The organism is Acinetobacter sp. GSS19, from assembly GCF_028621895.1.
GTDB lineage: Bacteria > Pseudomonadota > Gammaproteobacteria > Pseudomonadales > Moraxellaceae > Acinetobacter.
The window spans coordinates 559,246-579,191 of record NZ_CP117520.1 but is presented as its reverse complement, the minus strand read 5'-3'; the positions used below and the strand labels follow the sequence as shown (position 1 = coordinate 579,191).

Annotated in this window: 20 protein-coding genes; 8 read left to right on the top strand and 12 right to left on the bottom strand. The window is 44.8% G+C overall.

Annotation, left to right across the window (positions count from 1 at the left end; genetic code table 11):
- Positions 1-20 precede the first annotated feature (20 nt).
- Positions 21-458: a ferric iron uptake transcriptional regulator gene (gene fur / locus PGW99_RS02900; RefSeq protein ID WP_273778604.1), complete on the bottom strand. Its 438-nt coding sequence runs from the start codon at positions 456-458 to the stop codon at positions 21-23.
- Between the two features lie 111 nt (positions 459-569).
- Here fur and PGW99_RS02895 point away from each other — a divergent pair, with 111 nt between their 5' ends.
- Positions 570-968, top strand: coding sequence for an outer membrane protein assembly factor BamE (locus PGW99_RS02895; protein WP_273778603.1), 399 nt, complete (start codon positions 570-572; stop codon positions 966-968).
- A 45-nt stretch (positions 969-1,013) separates the two neighbouring features.
- Here the strand turns inward: PGW99_RS02895 and PGW99_RS02890 are convergent, their stop codons facing one another.
- The 10 genes from PGW99_RS02890 to PGW99_RS02845 form a co-directional block, all read right to left on the bottom strand.
- Positions 1,014-1,337, bottom strand: coding sequence for an RnfH family protein (locus PGW99_RS02890; RefSeq protein ID WP_273778602.1), 324 nt, complete (start codon positions 1,335-1,337; stop codon positions 1,014-1,016).
- Positions 1,334-2,416: a hypothetical protein gene (locus PGW99_RS02885; protein ID WP_273778601.1), complete on the bottom strand. Its 1,083-nt coding sequence runs from the start codon at positions 2,414-2,416 to the stop codon at positions 1,334-1,336. The genes PGW99_RS02890 and PGW99_RS02885 overlap by 4 nt, the downstream gene beginning before the upstream one ends.
- Positions 2,417-2,581: 165 nt before the next feature.
- A complete protein-coding gene (locus tag PGW99_RS02880; RefSeq protein ID WP_273778600.1) occupies positions 2,582-3,037 on the bottom strand; it encodes a bacteriohemerythrin in 456 nt (151 codons plus the stop codon).
- A gap of 269 nt (positions 3,038-3,306) precedes the next feature.
- Positions 3,307-4,155 (bottom strand): class II glutamine amidotransferase, encoded by an 849-nt coding sequence (locus PGW99_RS02875; RefSeq protein ID WP_273779412.1) that lies wholly within the window; start codon positions 4,153-4,155, stop codon positions 3,307-3,309.
- A 95-nt stretch (positions 4,156-4,250) separates the two neighbouring features.
- Entirely contained in the window at positions 4,251-5,030 is a 780-nt protein-coding gene (locus PGW99_RS02870; RefSeq protein ID WP_273778598.1) for a GNAT family N-acetyltransferase, read from the bottom strand.
- Positions 5,031-5,144: 114 nt separating this feature from the next.
- The gene (gene argB / locus PGW99_RS02865; RefSeq protein ID WP_273778597.1) at positions 5,145-6,044 is read right to left on the bottom strand and encodes an acetylglutamate kinase; all 900 of its coding nucleotides are present in this window, start codon (positions 6,042-6,044) and stop codon (positions 5,145-5,147) included.
- Positions 6,045-6,054: 10 nt separating this feature from the next.
- Entirely contained in the window at positions 6,055-7,461 is a 1,407-nt protein-coding gene (locus PGW99_RS02860) for a phosphomannomutase/phosphoglucomutase (protein ID WP_273778596.1), read from the bottom strand.
- A 207-nt stretch (positions 7,462-7,668) separates the two neighbouring features.
- Positions 7,669-8,121: a dUTP diphosphatase gene (gene dut, locus PGW99_RS02855; protein WP_273778595.1), complete on the bottom strand. Its 453-nt coding sequence runs from the start codon at positions 8,119-8,121 to the stop codon at positions 7,669-7,671.
- Positions 8,122-8,155: 34 nt separating this feature from the next.
- A complete protein-coding gene (locus tag PGW99_RS02850; RefSeq protein WP_273778594.1) occupies positions 8,156-10,195 on the bottom strand; it encodes a UvrD-helicase domain-containing protein in 2,040 nt (679 codons plus the stop codon).
- A gap of 128 nt (positions 10,196-10,323) precedes the next feature.
- The gene (locus PGW99_RS02845) at positions 10,324-10,956 is read right to left on the bottom strand and encodes an OmpA family protein (protein WP_273778593.1); all 633 of its coding nucleotides are present in this window, start codon (positions 10,954-10,956) and stop codon (positions 10,324-10,326) included.
- 246 nt (positions 10,957-11,202) lie between these two features.
- On the opposite strand from PGW99_RS02845, the gene PGW99_RS02840 reads away from it, so the two are divergent.
- The 6 genes from PGW99_RS02840 to PGW99_RS02815 all read left to right on the top strand — a co-directional run bounded on the left by PGW99_RS02840 (position 11,203) and on the right by PGW99_RS02815 (position 15,566).
- Positions 11,203-12,123, top strand: a complete 921-nt coding sequence (locus tag PGW99_RS02840) for an acyltransferase (protein ID WP_273778592.1) — start codon at positions 11,203-11,205, stop codon at positions 12,121-12,123.
- Positions 12,124-12,154: 31 nt separating this feature from the next.
- A complete protein-coding gene (locus PGW99_RS02835) occupies positions 12,155-13,198 on the top strand; it encodes a preprotein translocase subunit SecA (protein ID WP_273778591.1) in 1,044 nt (347 codons plus the stop codon).
- A 126-nt stretch (positions 13,199-13,324) separates the two neighbouring features.
- Positions 13,325-14,029, top strand: coding sequence for a septum site-determining protein MinC (gene minC / locus PGW99_RS02830; protein WP_273778590.1), 705 nt, complete (start codon positions 13,325-13,327; stop codon positions 14,027-14,029).
- A gap of 65 nt (positions 14,030-14,094) precedes the next feature.
- Entirely contained in the window at positions 14,095-14,907 is an 813-nt protein-coding gene (gene minD, locus PGW99_RS02825; RefSeq protein WP_273778589.1) for a septum site-determining protein MinD, read from the top strand.
- Positions 14,908-14,909: 2 nt separating this feature from the next.
- Positions 14,910-15,182: a cell division topological specificity factor MinE gene (gene minE, locus PGW99_RS02820; protein ID WP_273778588.1), complete on the top strand. Its 273-nt coding sequence runs from the start codon at positions 14,910-14,912 to the stop codon at positions 15,180-15,182.
- Between the two features lie 96 nt (positions 15,183-15,278).
- Positions 15,279-15,566, top strand: coding sequence for a PA4642 family protein (locus PGW99_RS02815; RefSeq protein ID WP_273778587.1), 288 nt, complete (start codon positions 15,279-15,281; stop codon positions 15,564-15,566).
- A 60-nt stretch (positions 15,567-15,626) separates the two neighbouring features.
- On the opposite strand, the gene PGW99_RS02810 is transcribed toward PGW99_RS02815, so the two are convergent.
- Positions 15,627-18,722: a DNA translocase FtsK gene (locus PGW99_RS02810; RefSeq protein WP_273778586.1), complete on the bottom strand. Its 3,096-nt coding sequence runs from the start codon at positions 18,720-18,722 to the stop codon at positions 15,627-15,629.
- 248 nt (positions 18,723-18,970) lie between these two features.
- On the opposite strand from PGW99_RS02810, the gene trxB reads away from it, so the two are divergent.
- Complete coding sequence (gene trxB, locus PGW99_RS02805) at positions 18,971-19,924, top strand: thioredoxin-disulfide reductase (RefSeq protein ID WP_273778585.1); 954 nt, start codon at positions 18,971-18,973, stop codon at positions 19,922-19,924.
- The last annotated feature ends 22 nt before the right edge of the window (positions 19,925-19,946 follow it).

The window sequence follows — 19,946 nt, the reverse complement described above, 5'->3', positions numbered from 1 at the left end:
TTGTCAGATTTATGTGAATCTTACTTCTTACGAAAAGCATCCTGACACTCTACGCTGTCACAATAGCCATACAGATTTAAAGAATGACCCGTCAATGCAAAACCATGTTTTTCCGCCACGGCGTGCTGTTCATGTTCAATCACATCATTTGTAAATTCAATGACTTTGTTACAGTTCTGGCAGACCAAATGATCGTGGTGATCTTCCTGCATGATTTCAAAAACTGAATGGTTATTTTCAAAATGATGACGCTGGATAATGCCTGCTGCTTCAAACTGTGTTAACACACGATATACGGTTGCGAGACCAACATCTTCACCCTGTTCCAATAATGTTTTATAAATATCTTCCGCGCTCAAATGATGTTGTCTTGAATTTTCTAATAATTCCAATATCTTGATCCGTGGTAAGGTAACTTTTAAACCAGCTTTACGTAAATCTTGATTTGAAATAGGCATGAAAAAAGGTCTCTCAACAAATGTTAAGTTGGAATATGCAACAGAGTTTAGATGCAGTATGATTTATCCTCGGATCGAATGCATCATAATTAATTGGGATAGTGTAGCAAAATGCAAAAAATCATGTTGACGTTATTGGTCACTTCACTGCTCGCCGGCTGTTCGACATTAGGGGTATATAAAGTCGATATTCCACAAGGAACTCCCCTCACACAGGCGCAAGCAGCCAAAATTCAAGTTGGCATGACGCATCAACAAGTCCGCTTTTTACTCGGAAGCCCGACCGTTACCGATCCGATGAATCCACTACGCTGGGACTACATCTATCACTATATTCCAGGAACTTATGCTAAAAAAGCCAAGATTCCGGCTGCATATGGTCAACATTTAAAAATCTATTTTAATGAATCAGGTATCGTGACAAAAATTGAAGGTTTAGAAACGATCCCAGAAACACAACCAGGTTTGCCGCCTTCAAAAGAGGCGATCCTAAATGCGCCACCACTATAGACCGTTTAAATTAAAAAGAAACCCCTCAATGAGGGGTTTTTTATATCATTTCGATTGTTTAAAGCGATTACCTTTCTGATAGCGTCCCACCGGATTTTTTGCAGCACGTTTACGCCGGATATCTTGTGGTTGAATGATTAATGCACGATAAATCTCGACCCGATCACCCGCCTGTAACACATGATCTGCATTTTCAACTTTGACGCCAAAGATCCCGAGCTGTAAAGGTTGAGGTAAAACGACCTGCTGCTCAATCGCACTTTGCCGGATCGCGTCGCCTGCTGTCATCCCCGGTACATAAGGCACAGCAATATGAAATTGCTGCGTTGCGGTTGCGTAAGCCACCCAGACTTGCTGTGGCTCGCTCATAGCAAAGATCCAATAAAAGCAATAAGCGATAAAATAATCGTCAACGGCAAGATGATACGAACCGCAATACGCCATAGGTTATAAAACAGTTCATTGCTAAAATTCAGCGCTTTACGCAAATGGCTGATCTTCATCACCCAACCCACAAAAATCGCGTAAATGAGGGCAATCACCAGCCCCCAAATGATCAGGATAGGATTCAACACCACGCTTATTGCAGGAACAGCCCAGAGCAGCATTGGGATAACCACCAACAACCATTGGACTGGAACGGCTAACTGACGATGGGCCAATTGCTCACGCGCCATTTGCAACATTACCGCACTGACAGCGATGGCACTGATGAGCAATGTTATGGCAGGAACAGCCAGCTTGACCGAGAAAAAGGCAAAAGCCAATACGGCAATCAGCTGAGCAATCCAGATCGGCAAGACGGTCTTACTGGCTTCATCACGATTTTTAACTTGCGGCAGACTGGTTTGTCCATACATCCCCAAGCCCAAACCGGTTGCAACCAAAGCCAAGACAGCCGCGTAGAGTAACTCTTTTGATTGAATTGCAGTCATCTGCCAGTTGCTTGCTGTATCACCCATGACATTCGCAGTAATCAGTGATGCCAATACCCCTAGCGCTGCTAAGCCCAGTAAAATAGGACGAGCCAACAATGACAAGATCAACGCCAAGACAGCCGCAGCAGCGATAATTACAGTACTGTTTACCCCCAAGTTTTGCTGTGACAACAAAAGGTCACTACTGTGGGCAAGCATTCCTCCAGCAAAGAAAGGAATAAACAGCGCAGCCAACCAACCCGCCAAACGCCATCGTGCTGAAGCGTCAGCATCTCGGGTCAGGGAAGATAAAGCCTGTAAGGCCGAAATCTTGGCACGTTTTACCAAGGCAATTTCAAGATAAGCCAGCGGTAAGGCCAAAATTAGCATACTGGCCAACCAGAGGAGCCAGAAATCAATTTGACGTTCTGTCTGAATCCCCACTAGAGGTGCCAATGTGGCAATCATTAGAAATGATAAACAAAATGCCATCAGCGGCGCTAACCATCGCGACATAGAATTGTCCTGCATGACGTATACCTTGAAAAAGTCTTTGGCTATTTTGCCTTTGTCATCAATGAAAATCAAAGTTTACAAAGAAAAAAGCAAACCATCCTGAGGATGATTTGCTGCGCTAATTTATCGATTGGTTATTTTAATTTTCGATGCTCATTTATTCTGTCGTTTAATTTTTTATTATGAGAAGAAACGAGCAAACCAGTTTTTCCCTCTTTTCTTTTCTTTCTCTTTAATGATACCCATCATATTTTCTTTTACAGCGCCAACATAATCCGCATCATCGTGCTGGATATGGTTAATTAACCATTTCGATAAAACTTCATGTAACTCGGCTTCAATCGAATGCCCTGATTCAAAGCGGTCACGATAAGATTCAATTTTTTTAATAAACAAGTCATGTACGCGTTTGTGCGGTACACGGTACTTGTAACCTGCTTCTTCCTGCAGACTTTCTTCGAAAGTGAAATGCGACTGAGTATAGTCAATAATGTTATCCAGGATCTGCTTGATACGCGCGCGATCCGTATTCGCAGCAATACCATCGATTTCGTTGATATAATCCAAGATTCGTTTGTGCTGATCGTCAATCACATCGATGCCAGTATTATATTCTGGATCCCATTTCATCATCATACGACCACCTGTGGCATACATTATTTATCACTTGAAAAGCATCTTATATTTAATTTTCGCAAATAAAAAACAAGCAAATCAGTTGGGTTTAGCCATAAAGCGCACCAATTTGTTGCAAGTTCATGTTTTAAATATAAAAAATATATTAATTCAGATTAAAAAGATAAGATATTTTTTAGCCAAAATGATAATTATTTCGCTTTAAATTTAAGACTTTAAAAACATAAAACCAAGTAAAAACAAAGGATTAATATGAGAAATCCATCACATTAATATTGATCAGCAGGTGTGATCCGTTTTAGGGCAGGATTTTCTGCTTCACGCACCAAACGCTCCACTCGCGTTTGCATGCTCTTAATCGGCTGCCCCTGTTGGAATAGAATCATCTGCCCTGGAACATACGCAGTCCAAACTTCGTTTTGCGTTAAGGGATCGGTGGTAATGACTGCTACACGGTCTGCCGCCGTCGTCACCTGACTAAAATCGACTTCCACATCCAGATCAATCAAACGTGCCGGCTTGAAAGGATATTCACGTACCAGCCAGTGCAGTTTGGTGGTGGCATAACTAAACAGCGCCTGTCCATTGGATAGACAAAAATTAAAGGTCCCATGCTCTGCAATTTGTGGAGAAACCTCAGCCAACACTGCAAAAATCTCATCCAGTGCCGGTTCGACATAACCAAAACGTTCCACCAACTGATCCAGCAAATAACAAAAAGCACGCTCACTGTCAGTATTCCCCACCGGCATAAAACGTCCAGTTAAAGCAGGCTGAAAATCATGTAAATCACCGTTATGTGCAAAAATCCAGTGACGCCCCCATAACTCGCGCATAAAAGGATGAGAATTTTCCAAATTGATTTTTCCCTGGGTCGCCTTGCGGATATGTGCAATCACGTTGCGAGATTTGATCGGATAGTTACGGATTAGTTCAGCGATCGGTGATTCAACAGCCGACTGGTTATCGACAAACAGACGGCAGGCTTTATCCTCAAAAAATGCGATGCCGAAACCATCACAATGATCTGAGGTAATCCCTGCCCGCTGTGAAAACCCTCGGAAAGAAAAGGTAATATCCGTGGGGGTCGCACAATTCATTCCGAGTAACTGGCACATAGACTTCAGAAACACCTGATAAAATTAAGTGTTTATTGTGCATCAGTCGATTTCGCCTTGCAAATCAGATTATCGAACCTGACCGATGATGCAGCTTAACCCGCCTTCTGTTGCAGCATAAAGTTACGTGCCATTTTTTTGACTTCAAGCAGCACGAAATAGTCCAGACAATTGAACTGCTGATCTAAATAGGCCTGTTTAGACAATTTGGCCTGCATCTCTAAATACACATCAAACAGTTTTGGAATTTTCTCATCCTGAGCCAAAATCGTATCGTTGAGGCGAGGTTCAAATGCCTGTAATGGCTGGATGTCGACTGTTCTTGCAGGATCTAATTGCTGTAGATACTGATGGGTATGGTAAGCACGTGACTGATTCCCTTCCCAGCGGATACTTACACAACCGATCAGATATTTTGCACGCATTCCCCACAAGACTTTCGGAATTAGATTCAGCCACAAAGTAGAAAGTGCTTTACTCGAACGGTAACGCGAATGTACACAGACCCGGCCCATTTCCACCACATTGTCCAAATGGGATAACTGTGGGAACACTTGAAATTCTTGTGCACTATAACTTTGTGCCAATTCGTGCCCTTGAAACATTTTTAAGCGGGTATACGCAATAATTTCACGGGTCTCTTTATTGCGTAACACAGCATGTTCACAACCAAAATCATAAAGATCCTGATCCAATTGCTGCGGGAAATTGACCCCAAATTGCTCAGAAAATTGTTGAGCACGAAAGCGTTGTACTTCTTGTAAGACTTTGAGTGAGTCCACCCATTCAAATAAATATTCTGTTTTTGGCGCAGTAATTCCTGTGGGAAATGACACATCAAAATTTTGTTGTGACGGGTTCAACTTGGCTAACATCGATGACATCCTCTACAAGTCATCGCTATAAACTAGGCGAAGTTGATGACAATTAAGTGACTAAAATTACAGCAATAAAAAAGCCTCACAAGGAGGCTTTTTTATTGCTGATGATTAGCGTTTACCACGGTTGGTAATGAGGGTACCTACACCGTGATCAGTAAAGATTTCCAACAAGGTTGCATGCGGAACACGGCCATCCACGATATGGGCACTCACGACTCCCCCTTTAACTGCATCCAAGGCACAGCCAACTTTAGGAATCATGCCACCATAAATCACACCTGTTTCAATTAAACGGTCGACTTCTTGTGTGGTTAAACCCGTCAAGAGATTCTTGTTTTCATCCAATACACCGGCAATATTGGTCAACAGGATAAGTTTTTCTGCGCCTAAGGCTTCGGCTACTTTACCCGCCACCAAATCCGCATTGATGTTATAGGTATTGCCTTCATCATCAACACCAAGTGGAGCAATCACTGGAATAAAATCGCTTTGGGTAAACATTTCCAGCACATCCGTCTTCACGCCAACAACTTCGCCGACCAAACCTAGGTCAATCTGTTGTTCTGTACCGTCTTCAGCCTGTTTTTTCATCAACAGTTTACGTGCACGAAGTAGATTACCATCTTTACCGGTTAAGCCAATCGCACGGCCACCATGCTGGTTGATCAAGTTCACAATCGACTTGTTCACGCTGCCACCCAAGACCATTTCCACCACTTCCATGGTCGCCGGATCCGTGACACGCATACCATCAATCCGATCAGATTCACGCCCCAACTGTTTCAGGAATGAATCGACTTGTGGTCCGCCACCATGCACAACAATCGGGTTCAAACCGACTGTTTTTAAAAGCACGATGTCACGGGCAAATGAACTTTCCAGCTCCGGGTCAGTCATTGCATTGCCACCGTATTTCACCACCAACGTTTTACCTGCAAAACGTTGAATGTACGGCAAAGCTTCAGTCAGAATTTGCGCTTTGTCGAGGCCGGTCTGTTGATGTGGCATGCACCTCTCCTTATTGAGCATTTAAAATATCTTGGGCGATGTTGGGATATCGATCACGTAACATGGACACAAACTGATTACGGATTTCAGCCAGTTTGAGCGGATTATCCGCATCAAAACGTACGGTAAAGTATTCACCGGTATTCGAGGCTCGAATAATGCCAAAACCACCATCAAAATCAAGCCTTACCCCATCGATTTTACTCAACTGGGCCCCTAAACACTGACTGGAAATCTCAATATCCTGCAACAGCTGTTTCGGATTCATCTGATAGGTACTGACATAAGTGTCTTCTGTTGCGCAACGATCCGGGAAATCCTGCAACAACTGCGATAGACTCATCTGTGGAAACTGGCTCAAATATTCCATTGCCCGCAGTGCAGCATACAGGCCATCATCATAACCAAAACCGCGTCCGTCATTAAATACATAATGCCCGGCATATTCCCCACCAAAAATGGCATGACCTTGAGATTGCGACAGGTATGTGCGTAAAAAGCTGCTCCCAGTGCGGATCATTTTGGCTTGGCCACCCGATTTTTCTACGGTCTCACGAACCATGCTGGAGCACTTCACATCAAATACGATTTCATGCTGGGGATGAGCATCCAAACAGATTTTGGCAAAAAATGACAGTAAGCGGTCTGCAGTAATAATGTGGGCATTTTCATCCACCAGTACTAAACGGTCACCATCACCATCCAAGGCAATGCCTAAATCAGCTTGATGTTCCCGGATGGCATGACGTAGTTTTTCCAGATGGGAAGCTTGTGAAGGATCCGGTGCATGATCTGGAAATTCACCGTTTGCCTCACAGCGCAAGGCAATCACCTCACAGCCTAGTTTATTGAGAATAAATTGAGCACAATGCCCCGCAGAGCCATGCAATCCGTCTAGGACGACTTTAAAACTGCGTTTTAGCTGGATGTCCTGTAATAATGCCTGTTGGTATTGCAGACAATATTGACTTTTGACTTCATTCTGAAGCAATTGCAAGGGGATTTTTTGTGCAGGTTGATAGGCTTTCATCGCCTGCTGTGCCACGTGTTGGATCATTTCTGGAGATGGGGGTTCACCCTGAATAATCCATTTGATTCCATTGTCAGATTTTGTGTTATGACTGGCGGTGACCATAATGCCATTGCCGGAAAAATCCCGCGCTATGTAATACATTAAAGGACTTGAGCAGCAGCCGAGTTCAGTTACCGCCAAACCATGATTACGGCAGACTTGTGCAATTAACTGGGCATAAAAGGGACTGCTGAGACGGGCATCATAGCCAATGACCAGTTCAGTTTGCCCGGCTTGCTGATATTGTTGTACCAAACCTTGAGCAATCGCTTGAACCAATTCGGGAGTCAGAACAGAAATCTTTCCACGAATATCGTAAGCGCGGAAAATGTAAAATGGAAACATGAGGTATGTACATCCATGGCTATTCTTTTAGATCTTGAAAAGAAAGCCTACTCGAAGGAAATCATGATACTTGAAAAATTTTGTAATAAACAAGTAATGTTTTTGTCATCTAAAAATCCGGCTACTTTTTAATCCATTTTTTCATATTATTCAAGCATAGAATGAAATGAAGCCTGTCGAAACAGGCTTTCATTAGCGTAGTGAGACTTAGTTTTTACCAGTATGACCGAAACCGCCCGCACCACGTTCGGTTGCAACGAATTCATCCACCTGCTCAAACTCTGCCTGAATAACCGGAACCAGAACGTATTGTGCCAAACGCTCACCCGGCTCTAGACAAAACGGCTGTTGACCTCGGTTCCACACGGACACCATCAATTCACCCTGATAATCCGAGTCAATCAAGCCAACCAGGTTACCCAATACGATGCCGTGTTTATGACCCAAACCCGAACGTGGCAAAATCAGTCCCGCATAATTCACATCTTCAATATAAATCGCCATACCGGTTTTGACTAAAATGGTTTGTCCCGGCTCAATCTGAATCGCTTCGTCTAAACAGGCACGTAAGTCCAGCCCAGCAGAACCTGCGGTGGCATAGGTCGGTAATGGCCATTCATTGCCCAAACGCGGATCGAGTACTTTCAACTGAACTTTCATAATTTTTCCTGTTAATTTCAAGGGAGAGGATATTTTAACGTTTGAGTAAGGCTTTCAGATTTTGCAGATACATCTGTGCCTGTTCTTTTGGATCAACATTGGCCGCCAGTTTCTTTTTACGCCCCAGCCATTCGATCTCGTCTTGCGGCAGCTCATCCAGAAAACGACTTGGTGTCATCTGTTTCATCTGTCCACCATTTTTGCGCTGCTCTGCCAAGGTGAGTGTCAACCCCTGACGTGCTCGGGTAATTCCGACATACATCAGACGGCGTTCTTCCTCAATCGTTTCGGCAGCAATCGAGTTCTTGTGCGGTAACAGCTCTTCTTCCAAGCCCATGATATAAACGAAAGGAAATTCTAGTCCTTTTGCCGCATGCAGCGTCAGCAGATTCACTTTATCGGTATCTTCTTCTTCCTGCTGCTGTTCGAGCATGTCAAGCAGCACCATTTTGCGAATTACGATTTCAATATTTTTTTCATCGACATCCTCTGCCCGGTTAATCAGGCTCTGGATACTGGCATATAAGGTTTCGATATTATCCAGCTTGGTTTTTTCCTGTGCCGGTGTCGCGGCCTGTTCTCGGATGTAATCGATATAACCTGCTTCCATCATCATCTGGCGAATTTTCGGTACAGGTTCATCATCATCCAACAGTTCACGGGTAAAGTTACCAATAAAGTCAGCAAATTCGTGCAACTGCGTTGCCGCTTTCTTCGGCAATACCATGGACAGGCGCTGGTCACTAGATGCCATCAATAAAGACAGATTATTTTCCTGTGAGAACAATCCGAGTTTTTCTAGCGTGACCGGACCAATCGCGCGTTTTGGTGTATTGATAATGCGCAGGAAAGCACTGTCATCTTCCGGATTAATAATCAGACGTAAATAGCTCATCACGTCCTTAATTTCAGCCCGGGCAAAGAAGGATTGTCCACCAGAGAGTTTGTAGGGAATCTGCATCTGGCGTAACTGGGTTTCCAGCACCCTTGCCTGGAAATTACCACGATACAGCACCGCGTAGTCTTTCCAGTTTTTACCGTTCATCAACTTATGGGTGAGCAGGTCTTTCACTACCCGTTCGGCTTCATCATCATCATTACGGCAGGTAATAACACGAATCAGTTCGCCATGGCCTTTGTCACTCCACAACGTCTTTTCAAAAATATGCGGGTTATTGGCAATCACGGCATTGGCAGATTTCAGAATCCGGCTGGTGGAACGGTAATTCTGCTCCAGCTTGATGACTTTCAGGTTCGGAAAGTCTTGTTTCAGCAAGGCCATATTTTCAGGCTTGGCACCACGCCAAGCGTAGATGGACTGGTCATCATCGCCCACAGCAGTGAACTGCCCCATGACCCCGACCAGCAATTTGACTAAAATATATTGCGCCGTGTTGGTATCCTGATATTCGTCGACCAATAAATAACGTACCCGGTTCTGCCATTTATCCCGTACTTCGGCATTTTCCTGTAACAGACGGGTTGGCATGACAATCAGATCATCGAAATCCACCGCATTGTAAGCACGCAAATTGCGTTCATACAGTTGATACAGATGGGCCATTTGCACATCTTCTGGCGTCTCACAGGTCGAATGTGCCTGTTCCGGTGGAATTAGATCATTTTTCCAGTCGGAAATTTTTTTCATCGCTTTAGCGATCAGATCTTTACTTTCTGCACCCGAAAGATTGTCGCGATGCATCAGATCCATCAAGATCCGTTTACAATCATCCGCATCCAGAATCGAAAAATTGGCTTTTAACGGCGTGTTCTTCAGCTCTAAACGCAACAGATTCAGGCCAAAAGTATGGAAAGTAGAAACGGATAGGCCCTTGGCTTCTTCACGTGACAACAGCTTTGACACACGCTCTTTCATTTCGCGTGCGGCCTTGTTGGTAAAGGTCATCGCGGTAATACGATGTGCAGGAATACGGCAGTGCTGCACCAGATAGGCAATTTTCCGGGTAATCACCGAGGTTTTACCTGAACCGGCACCCGCCAAAACTAACAAGGGTCCTTGAGTATATTTCATGGCTTCAAGTTGCTTGTCATTCAGTTGACTTGCGGATGACATATCTCTACCTCGGCTGCATTTCGGCAGAGATTATAGTCTTGTCTTGAAGATGAACTAAAGCCGAAAAGTAAGCATTTGCAAAAAATAAAAAACCACCCGAAGGTGGTTTTTTATTTTAGTCACTCGGATTAGCGAGTTTCATAAACAGTAATTTCTACACGGCGGTTTTGCTCACGGCCTGCAGCAGTATCATTGCTTGCCACTGGAGAAGTTTCACCATAACCACGCGCAGTCATACGAGAAGAAGGAAGACCCTGAGAAGCCAAATAGCTCAAGACAGAGTTTGCACGACGCTCAGACAACGCCTGGTTATAGCTATCAGAACCTACGCTATCTGTATGACCATGGATCACCAACGCTAATTTGCTTGCTGTGCCATCTTCACGTAATACACGCGCTACATCATTCAATGCAGATTGGAAGCGTGGTTGAATCGCAGAAGAGTCTGTTGCGAAAGTCACAGATGGCATGACCATGTTGATCGAACCGTCTGCATTACGGTTAACGTCAACACCAGTACCTGCCAATTCTTCACGTAAACGTTTTTCTTTCTTGTCAAGTAACAAACCCGCACCCGCGCCTACAACAGCACCGATCGCAGCAGCTTGACCCATTTTATCTTTGTCAGCATTAGAATATGCGATACCCGCACCTAATAAAGCACCTAAGCCGGCACCCATTGCAGTTTTGTCATATTCCATATTCTGGCAACCAGAAAGTGCCAACGCCCCGACTACTGTTGAAATGACTAGTGCACGCATTGCATGCCTCCTTACATTGTGTTTGTTGTTTACATGAGGGATGATGAAAGAAAAAATGGCGCTAGACCATTGATTTTTTGTTAACAATAAAGCATTTAGTTACAATTTGTAATAAGAATTTTCATGAGTGTGAGCTGTTTCACCATAATTCCTTCACAGTCAACTTTTTGGCTTTCTTCTCGGTGAAACTCTGGCTATATTTGATCACATTCGTTTACAGACCGAATTATCCAGCAGGATTGTTGTATGCCATCTCATCCACAGAAACAACCATTATTACAAAAAATCAAACGAGGCCTCACTGTAGGTTCGGTCATTACCGGCAGTACCTTTCTACATGGCCCTCCTGTTCTGGCACTGGGCTTGACCAAGCTCATCAAAAAATCACGTAAAGTGGATCAAACCAACATCCAAATTACCAACAGCTGGCTCAGTGTGAACAATTGGCTGATTGATCGTGTGTTGCCGCATCTGCACTGGGATATTGAAATTGAGCCCGATTTACAGCTGAGCTTGCAGGGTCGCTATTTGATGGTCTGCAATCACCAAAGCTGGGTCGATACCACCGTGAATCAATATTTCGGTCTACGTCGTATGCCCCTGACCCGTTTCTTTACCAAATGGGAACTCATTTTCATTCCATTTGTTGGTCAGGCATTCAAAATTCTCGGTTTCCCGATGATGAAACGTCATAGCAAGGAACAGATTGCGAAAAATCCGGAACTCAAAACCCGTGATCTGGCTGAAGCACGTAAAGCTTGTGAACAGTTGCTCAGTCAACCCTTTACGCTACTGAATTATCTCGAAGGCACACGTTTTACCCAGCAAAAACATGAGCAGCAGCAATCTCCGTATCAACACTTGCTCAAACCCAAAGCCGGTGGACTGGCGCTGGCATTGAACATTTTAGGTGACCAGATTGATGCGCTTGTCGACATGACCATCGTTTATCCTGATGGCATTCCGGAATATCATCATTTCTGGCTGGGTGAGGTTTCACGGATTGCGGTGCATATGCGCAAAATCGAGATTCCTGACTGGGTGCATGGCGGCAATTATGAGGATGATCCTGAATATCGCCAGCGTTTTCAGGCATGGCTGGACCAGGTCTGGCGTGAAAAAGATCAGCTCATCGATGAGATGAAGCGCAAGTATCAAAACAGCTAATTTTTCTAAATTTCACCGATTTAAGGCGCTTATGTCACTCAACCCGATTAAAAACAGTTTCCACCCGATCCGTCATGATACTTGGTCCTGGAAGCTGTTTTTAATTTATGACATGTTCATGATGCTGCTCATCGTCATTAACCTGTTCTGTCTGGCAGCCAATGCCATGCTGATGAGTGATTTCGGTGCCTCCATTTTTACCTTTCTGCATCTGCCTGAAGCCCTGCAGTTTTACCGCAGTGAACTGCACCCTTGGGTAATCAAAACTGAAGAATGGTTTACCGGTTATCTAATTGTTGAGTTATTGCTGCGCTGGTTGACCGCAATCATTCGGCAGCACCATCCACGCTGGTTCTTTTTCCCTTTTGTGCACTGGTATGAAATCCTGGCGATTATGCCGGAACTGCGTTTCTTGCGTCTGTTACGCGCCAGTGTCATTGCTTACCGGCTTAGTGAACTCGGCTATCAGGTCATTCCAGAATGGTTCTCCAAACGCGTGCAATTTTACTATCATGTCATGCTGGAAGAATTGTCCAGCCGTATCGTCCTGACCGTGCTGGAAGGCATCAAACGCGAACTTAGCACCAGTACCACACATAAACAGATTATCCACGATCTGGTCGATCATCACCGTCAGTTGTTCGCCAATGCACTGGTTGAAATTCTACAAGAAACCTTGGCCACACAACTCCAACAGCAGCAACAGCACATTGCTAAAAATGTAGGACTGGTGGTAAACCAAGCCATTGAAGATACGCCGGAACTGACCCAGCTACTCCGCCTGATTCCGCTGGTTGGTGGGCGTATTGAGCAGCAGATCCAGAGCATTGGACAGCGTCTGGGCGAAAATATCAGTTTGGGGCTCATACAACCCTGGACTTCGGGGAATGCTGAGCAACCAAATCCAATTTATCGGGAGATTGCAGAAAATATCAGCCAACTCAACATTGAAAACGCAGCCCTGGAACAACTGGTAGAATCGGCAGTTTTTGAAAGTCTGGACGCCCTGCATAAACAGGTCAAAGTCAAACAGTGGCTGGAAACTTTAGAAAAACATGACCAAGGGAAAGAATAAACATTTACTAAAAAATATTTGATCGTGCAACTAGAGAATTGCACCGATTTGGTCTAGGATTTGCTCTATTTACAACATTTGCTTCGACATTCCATCAATTCCGTCTGAAGCGCTCAAGGAATAATTATGGCTGACATACGGATTACCGGGCGAATGGTGAATTTCACCCGGTTAACCTTTGATACCAATGATCATGACGCAATCCGCCAGCAACTGACCTCCCTATTACATGAAAGCGCGTATCAAGGTGCACTGGTCATTTTAGACAGCACCGTCGAACAAGAGTTAATTGCCCTGATCCAGTTATTGATTAGTCTGGATTTGCAACCCATGGCTGTGATTGATGGTCTGTTAGGTGACCAGGCGCGCGCCATTCAGTTCCCGGTTCTACCAGCTGATCGTCCTTTACAGCGGATTAAGCCGACCCAGGAACAGATTGTAGAAACACCGGTTGAAGCTGCGACGGAAACAGCAGAACCGGCAAAAATCCTGCGTCACAGCAGTGCCTATCACAACGAAATTTTGCGTACCGGCCAATGCCTGGTACAAGACCACGGCGATATTATTATCAATGCAGGCATCAACAGTGGCTCGGAAGTGATCGCTTCAGGAAATATACATATTTATGGCAGTGTTCGTGGTAGAGTCATCGCCGGCGCGGGCGGCAATACCACCGCACGGATTTTCTGCCATTCACTAGAAGCAGAATTGGTATCTATTGCAGGAACCTATTGCGTTGCGGATGACATCCCGCAGCATATGAGCAAAAAACCTGTACATATTTATTTGAATAATAACCAAGAGCTTGAATTTGAAGCTCTGGAAATTTAAGGTATAAATTAAACACCATAACAACCCGAAATGAAGGGTGAATGACCATAACAGGAGTGGATTCGGTGGCCAAAATTGTTGTCGTAACATCAGGCAAAGGTGGTGTGGGTAAAACTACAACAAGTGCATCTTTTGCAACAGGTTTAGCCCTACGTGGCCATAAAACTGTTGTGATCGATTTTGACGTAGGCTTGCGTAACCTTGATTTGATCATGGGTTGTGAACGCCGCGTGGTTTATGATTTTGTCAATGTGATTAATAATGAAGCCCGCTTACAGCAGGCATTAATCCGTGATAAGGATATTGAAAATCTTTATATTTTGCCTGCATCTCAAACACGCGACAAAGATGCCCTCACCGATGAAGGTGTAGCACGTGTAATCGATGAGCTTTCACAAGAATTTGACTACATTATCTGTGACTCTCCTGCCGGTATCGAACGTGGTGCGATCTTGGCAATGTATCATGCAGATGAAGCGATCATTGTCACGAATCCGGAAATTTCTTCGGTGCGTGACTCTGACCGGATTATTGGCATGCTGGACAGCAAAACCAAAAAAGTAGAACAAAACGAAGGACGTGTACGCAAACATTTATGCATCACCCGTTATAACCCGGAACGTGCGGATCGTCAGGAAATGCTTACCATTGATGACATCTCCAAGGATATTTTACGCGTCCCGACTCTCGGCGTAATTCCAGAATGCGCAAGCGTATTGCAAGCCTCTAACGAAGGTAAACCGGTTATTCTTTATCAAGAAGCAAATGCTGGTCAGGCTTATGATGATCTCGTAGCCCGTTTCCTTGGTGAAGAACGTCCTTATCGTCATATCACCGTGAAACCGAAAGGCTGGTTAGCACGACTATTTGGAGCGTAGAGATGGCAGGATTCTGGAGTAAACTTTTTAGTGCAGACGATAAACAGCCGAGTGCCAAAACTGCCAAAGACCGTTTAAAAGTCATCGTTGCCTCAGAACAAGGCTTGGGCAAACGTTTAAGCCAAGACAAGATTGACCAAATGAAGAAAGAAATCATGCAGGTAGTGAACCGCTACGTGCGTGGTGTTGATGAACAGCATATCCAGATGCAGGTACGTTCTGAAGCCAACATCGAAATGCTGGAAATGAATATCAATTTGCCTGAAGAACGTTAATCTCATTACTGATTAGTCAAGCAGATTGAATCAAGGCAAAATAACGCCAGTTATTTTGCCTTTTTTTAATTTGAATTTTTAACTGAGGAGATTGTCATGGCACTATCACAGCCAGCAACTTTCAATGAAGAATGGTCCGATGAGCGTGTTTTTGCCTACCTCAACCAACTTCCTCCTGAAGGCGTGAATGGCGATTTTCACGTGCTTTACCATGCTTTCAAACATATGCGTCCAAGTGATTACGAGCGTCTGTTGACACAATTCATCGCAGATGGCCGTGATCTCAATGCAAAGAATCCACAAGGCCAGCGCATTCATGACGTTATTGCGGAATACCCACGTCAAAGCGCACCATTTCTAGACGTATTGGCCAAGTTTGCCTGAATCCACCCAATAAAAAAGCCTGCGTGTGCAGGCTTTTTTATTGAAGACTTTCGTTAACATTTAAACCAGAATGTCACGTTTACCATTGGCACCCATCGAGCTGACGATACCATTTTCTTCCATCTGGTCGATGATTCGGGCAGCACGGTTATAGCCCAGACTAAATTTACGCTGCAGCGAAGACGTCGAAGCTTTACGGGTTTCCAGTACAAAGGCCACGCACTGCTCATACAACATGTCACGTTCAGAACCACCATCACCCTCCTCAAAACCACGTGAAGTCGGTTCTTCATCAAATGGGGTGAGAATTTCATCAACATAGTTTGGACTGGCTCGTTCACGCCAGGCATCACAAATCCGGTTCACTTCATCATCGGCAATAAATGCCCCATGCACACGTTCTGGCTCAATCTTACCCGGCCCAAGGAACAACATGTCACCATGACCGAGTAAATCTTCTGCACCGCCAGCATCCAGAATCGTCCGTGAGTCAATTTTCGAGTTTACCCGCAGTGCCACACGGGTTGGAATGTTGGCTTTAATCAAACCGGTAATCACGTCCACCGAAGGACGCTGGGTCGCTAATAGCAGGTGAATACCGGCTGCACGGGATTTTTGTGCCAGACGGGTAATCATCTCTTCCGCCTTTTTGCCCACCTGCATGATCATATCGGCAAACTCATCGGCCACAATCACAATCGAAGGTAATGGCGTTAAGCGTGGTGCACGTTCTTGGGTCGCTGAATCACTCGGTTTCCAGGTCGGATCAATCAGATCTTCGCCATTGGCAATCGCCTCTTCTACCTTGCGGTTATAGTCGCTGATTTTACGAATTTTCAGGAAAGACATCAGCTTATAACGACGTTCCATTTCATTGACACACCAGTTCAGGGCACTCACGGCATCTTTCATGTCCGTAACCACAGGCGTGAGCAAATGTGGAATATCGTTATAGTTGGCCAGTTCCAGCTGTTTCGGGTCAATCAGGATCAAACGTAACTGATCCGGCGTGTATTTTAACAACATGGATAAAATCATAGAGTTCACCGCCACCGACTTACCCGAACCGGTGGTGCCTGCAACCAGCATGTGAGGGGCTTTACCCAATTCAGTAATCACTGGATTACCGGAAATATCCTTACCCATAGCCATGGAAAGGATACCCTCGGGATCCTCAAATTTTGGCGTTCGAACCAGTTCAATCAAGCGCACCATTTCGCGGCTACTATTCGGCACTTCAATGCCAATATACGGTTTACCCGGAATCACCTCGACTACACGCACCGAAGCCATCGACATGGAACGTGCCAAGTCACGGGAAATGTTGGTCACTTTAGAGGCTTTAACACCCGGTGCAAGATCGAGCTCAAAACGTGTTACCACTGGTCCTGGTTGTGCCTCGATCACCTTGGCTTTGACATTGAACTCTTGCAGTTTAATTTCCAGCAGTTCAGATAAACGTGCCAGCTGTTCAGCCGTGAAATTGACTTTTTTGTTTGGATCAACCTCATCCAGCAAATCCAGTCCTGGCAAAGTCGGTAAATCTCGGCGTTTTTGTGCGACCTGCATGGCACGAGATAAAGGGCGTCCTGCGGCATCGGTTAAAGGCGCATCAAAGTCGAACTCATCTTCAAGTTCAGAAAATGCATCCGCTTCCGGCTTACCTGCAGTTTCTTGCCAAGCCTCAACAAATTGTTCTTTGGACAGCGGCGCCTTTTCCTCTGGCTTAATGAAGTGATTTTGCTGTTCCTGCGCAAAGTCAGTTTTTTCTCTTACGAGCTCAGCTTTAGATTCGAGCACAGTAGAGCGTGCTTCGATCAATTCATCTTCCTCAACCAGTAAATCATCTAATGCATCGAGTTCAGTATCTAGATTCGAGAAAGCTTTAGGCTGGAGGGTAGCACCTGTCATGGCACTGGCGGTCACCGCAATCGCAGGATTGACTGTTGCGGTAACAGCGGAACTGTTCAATGCCTCTGACAAAGCTGTTTGGGACTGAAATGGCGTATGGACATCAGCCACAGTTTTGTTATTGGGCACTGCAGCCAATAATTCATCAAAAATTTCATCATCATTCCAGTCCAGATTGAAGTCTGCACCTTTGGCATTTTTGTGGTCAGCAGTAACGGTTTTTTCAGATATTGACCGTTCTTCTACCGCATGATGTTCTTGTGACAAAATCAATGGCTGTTCATCATCTGCAGCTTTCAGTAAGGCTTCAATCTCATTTTTGGGATCATCATGTTCCTGCAAAGCCCGCCAGACTTCGCCTGTCGGAATAATGCGTTGGCTTTCTTTTTCTAATTGATGTGCTTTTTGCAAGGTCCGTTCAAATTCTTCTTCATCTTCCGGATCAATCAAGACGGATTGGGGCTGCAAGTTTTCTGGCTCAGCTTGCTGTTCTTTTTCTACCATTTCAGCAAACAGACGTGCAGCTACTACATCATGCTTGTTGGCTGTTTTGACGGGTACAGCTTCTTGTATCGCAGGGGTTTCGACTTCGGTCTGTGGGCTCAGATTTTTTTGTGGCATCCCCTTTTTAACCGATAATTCAGTACGGTCATAGGCAGACTCACTTTCTGGTACATTCCGGTAGAACAGATCCTGTAAATAAGCCGGAGCTGCTTTCAGCGTTGCCCAGGTTTTATTCCACTGGATACCAAACGCCAAAGTCACCAATAAAATCCAGAACGCGACCAGAAATATCGTGGCACCATAAATCGTCAGTAATCCAGAAAGACTTTCCCCCAACTCATACCCAATAATGCCACCCGCAGCATTTTCCAAGGTATCTGCCGGTAAATTACCGTAGAGATATACCAGACTCGAAGAAGCCAAAACAATAAAAAATTGTGCAGCATAACGGAAAGGACGGTTGAGAAAACTGCGTGGCCACCAGACCTGGATGGCTTCAATAAAGAAGTATAAAGGCACCAGAATACTGGCCCAGCCCAGAAAGCCAAACAGCAAATCCGCAATCCAAGCACCCGCTACCCCACTGGCATTGGAAACTTGTTGGGTATCACTGGAAATATGCATCCAACCCGGATCAAAAGGTGTATAGGTTACTGTTGCCAGAAACAGATAAATCCCGAATGACACCAAGAATAGGGTTAATAGTAAGCGCTGTGCATAAACACTCGACACCGCAGTCATATACTGTCCTGTAAGCAATTATTTATCGTGTTCTTCTGCTGTAGCGAATCGCTAGCGTGAAAGAATAAATCTTTATATTATGCACCTGTTCAACGAAAAAAGATGCACGATTATTTAGATGAGTTGTTAACTTTTTCTATATAGCTCAAATCGATTTACATGATCAATAATATCGACATTGATCGAACACAACTCCCTCTGCATTTCCCGTATAATTTTGTTAATTTTTAAATAAAAAGGATAATTCCATGAGCACTCGCCACTCGCGTTTAATCATCTTAGGTTCAGGTCCTGCAGGTTATAGTGCTGCTGTGTACGCGGCACGTGCCAATTTAAAACCAACCCTGATTGCCGGTATGCAGTTAGGTGGCCAGTTAACCACGACCACTGAAGTCGACAACTGGCCGGGTGATCCTGAAGGTTTGACTGGGCCTGCCTTGATGGAACGTATGCAAGCCCATGCAGAGCGCTTCGGCACTGAACTGGTTTATGACCATATCAATGAAGTTGATTTAAACAGCCGCCCATTTGTGCTTAAAGGCGATATGGAAGAATATACTTGTGATGCCCTGATCATTGCCACTGGGGCAACGGCACAGTATTTAGGTCTGGAATCAGAACAGGCCTTTATGGGACAAGGCGTGAGTGCCTGTGCGACCTGTGACGGTTTCTTCTATAAAAATCAAAACGTCATGGTAGTGGGTGGTGGTAACACCGCAGTTGAAGAAACACTGTACCTTTCTAATATTGCGTCGCATGTTACTCTGGTTCATCGCCGTGACAGCCTGCGTTCTGAGAAAATTCTGCAAGATCATATTTTCGAAAAAGAAAAAGAAGGCAAGATCAGCATTATCTGGAACCATCAAGTCGACGAAGTCCTTGGCGACACCACGGGTGTAACAGGTGTACGTTTGAAATCAACCCAAGATGACTCAACCCAACAGGTTGATGTACAGGGTGTGTTTATTGCGATTGGCCACAAACCTAATACAACCATGTTTGAAGGTCAGCTCGAATTACGGAATGGCTATATTCAAGTGCAAAGCGGTACAGCAGGCAATGCGACTGCCACCTCAGTCGCTGGTGTATTTGCTGCAGGTGATGTGGCGGATAGTGTCTACCGTCAAGCGATTACTTCAGCAGGTTCAGGCTGTATGGCAGCACTCGATGCAGAAAAATATCTAGATGCCTTGGGTGAATAATTCTCTCAGACATGCTGAATAA

Coding starts and splice junctions, on each gene's coding strand:
- PGW99_RS02885 (WP_273778601.1), bottom strand. CDS start 2,416: ATGCAGGACAATTCTATGTCGCGATGGTTAGCGCCGCTGATGGCATTT.
- PGW99_RS02860 (WP_273778596.1), bottom strand. CDS start 7,461: ATGTTTCCATTTTACATTTTCCGCGCTTACGATATTCGTGGAAAGATT.
- argB (WP_273778597.1), bottom strand. CDS start 6,044: ATGCCACATCAACAGACCGGCCTCGACAAAGCGCAAATTCTGACTGAA.
- trxB (WP_273778585.1), top strand. CDS start 18,971: ATGAGCACTCGCCACTCGCGTTTAATCATCTTAGGTTCAGGTCCTGCA.
- PGW99_RS02845 (WP_273778593.1), bottom strand. CDS start 10,956: ATGCGTGCACTAGTCATTTCAACAGTAGTCGGGGCGTTGGCACTTTCT.
- minC (WP_273778590.1), top strand. CDS start 13,325: ATGGCTGACATACGGATTACCGGGCGAATGGTGAATTTCACCCGGTTA.
- dut (WP_273778595.1), bottom strand. CDS start 8,121: ATGAAAGTTCAGTTGAAAGTACTCGATCCGCGTTTGGGCAATGAATGG.
- PGW99_RS02880 (WP_273778600.1), bottom strand. CDS start 3,037: ATGATGATGAAATGGGATCCAGAATATAATACTGGCATCGATGTGATT.
- minE (WP_273778588.1), top strand. CDS start 14,910: ATGGCAGGATTCTGGAGTAAACTTTTTAGTGCAGACGATAAACAGCCG.
- PGW99_RS02895 (WP_273778603.1), top strand. CDS start 570: ATGCAAAAAATCATGTTGACGTTATTGGTCACTTCACTGCTCGCCGGC.
- PGW99_RS02850 (WP_273778594.1), bottom strand. CDS start 10,195: ATGTCATCCGCAAGTCAACTGAATGACAAGCAACTTGAAGCCATGAAA.
- PGW99_RS02815 (WP_273778587.1), top strand. CDS start 15,279: ATGGCACTATCACAGCCAGCAACTTTCAATGAAGAATGGTCCGATGAG.
- PGW99_RS02875 (WP_273779412.1), bottom strand. CDS start 4,155: ATGTGCCAGTTACTCGGAATGAATTGTGCGACCCCCACGGATATTACC.
- PGW99_RS02835 (WP_273778591.1), top strand. CDS start 12,155: ATGTCACTCAACCCGATTAAAAACAGTTTCCACCCGATCCGTCATGAT.
- fur (WP_273778604.1), bottom strand. CDS start 458: ATGCCTATTTCAAATCAAGATTTACGTAAAGCTGGTTTAAAAGTTACC.
- PGW99_RS02870 (WP_273778598.1), bottom strand. CDS start 5,030: ATGTTAGCCAAGTTGAACCCGTCACAACAAAATTTTGATGTGTCATTT.
- PGW99_RS02810 (WP_273778586.1), bottom strand. CDS start 18,722: ATGACTGCGGTGTCGAGTGTTTATGCACAGCGCTTACTATTAACCCTA.
- PGW99_RS02840 (WP_273778592.1), top strand. CDS start 11,203: ATGCCATCTCATCCACAGAAACAACCATTATTACAAAAAATCAAACGA.
- PGW99_RS02890 (WP_273778602.1), bottom strand. CDS start 1,337: ATGAGCGAGCCACAGCAAGTCTGGGTGGCTTACGCAACCGCAACGCAG.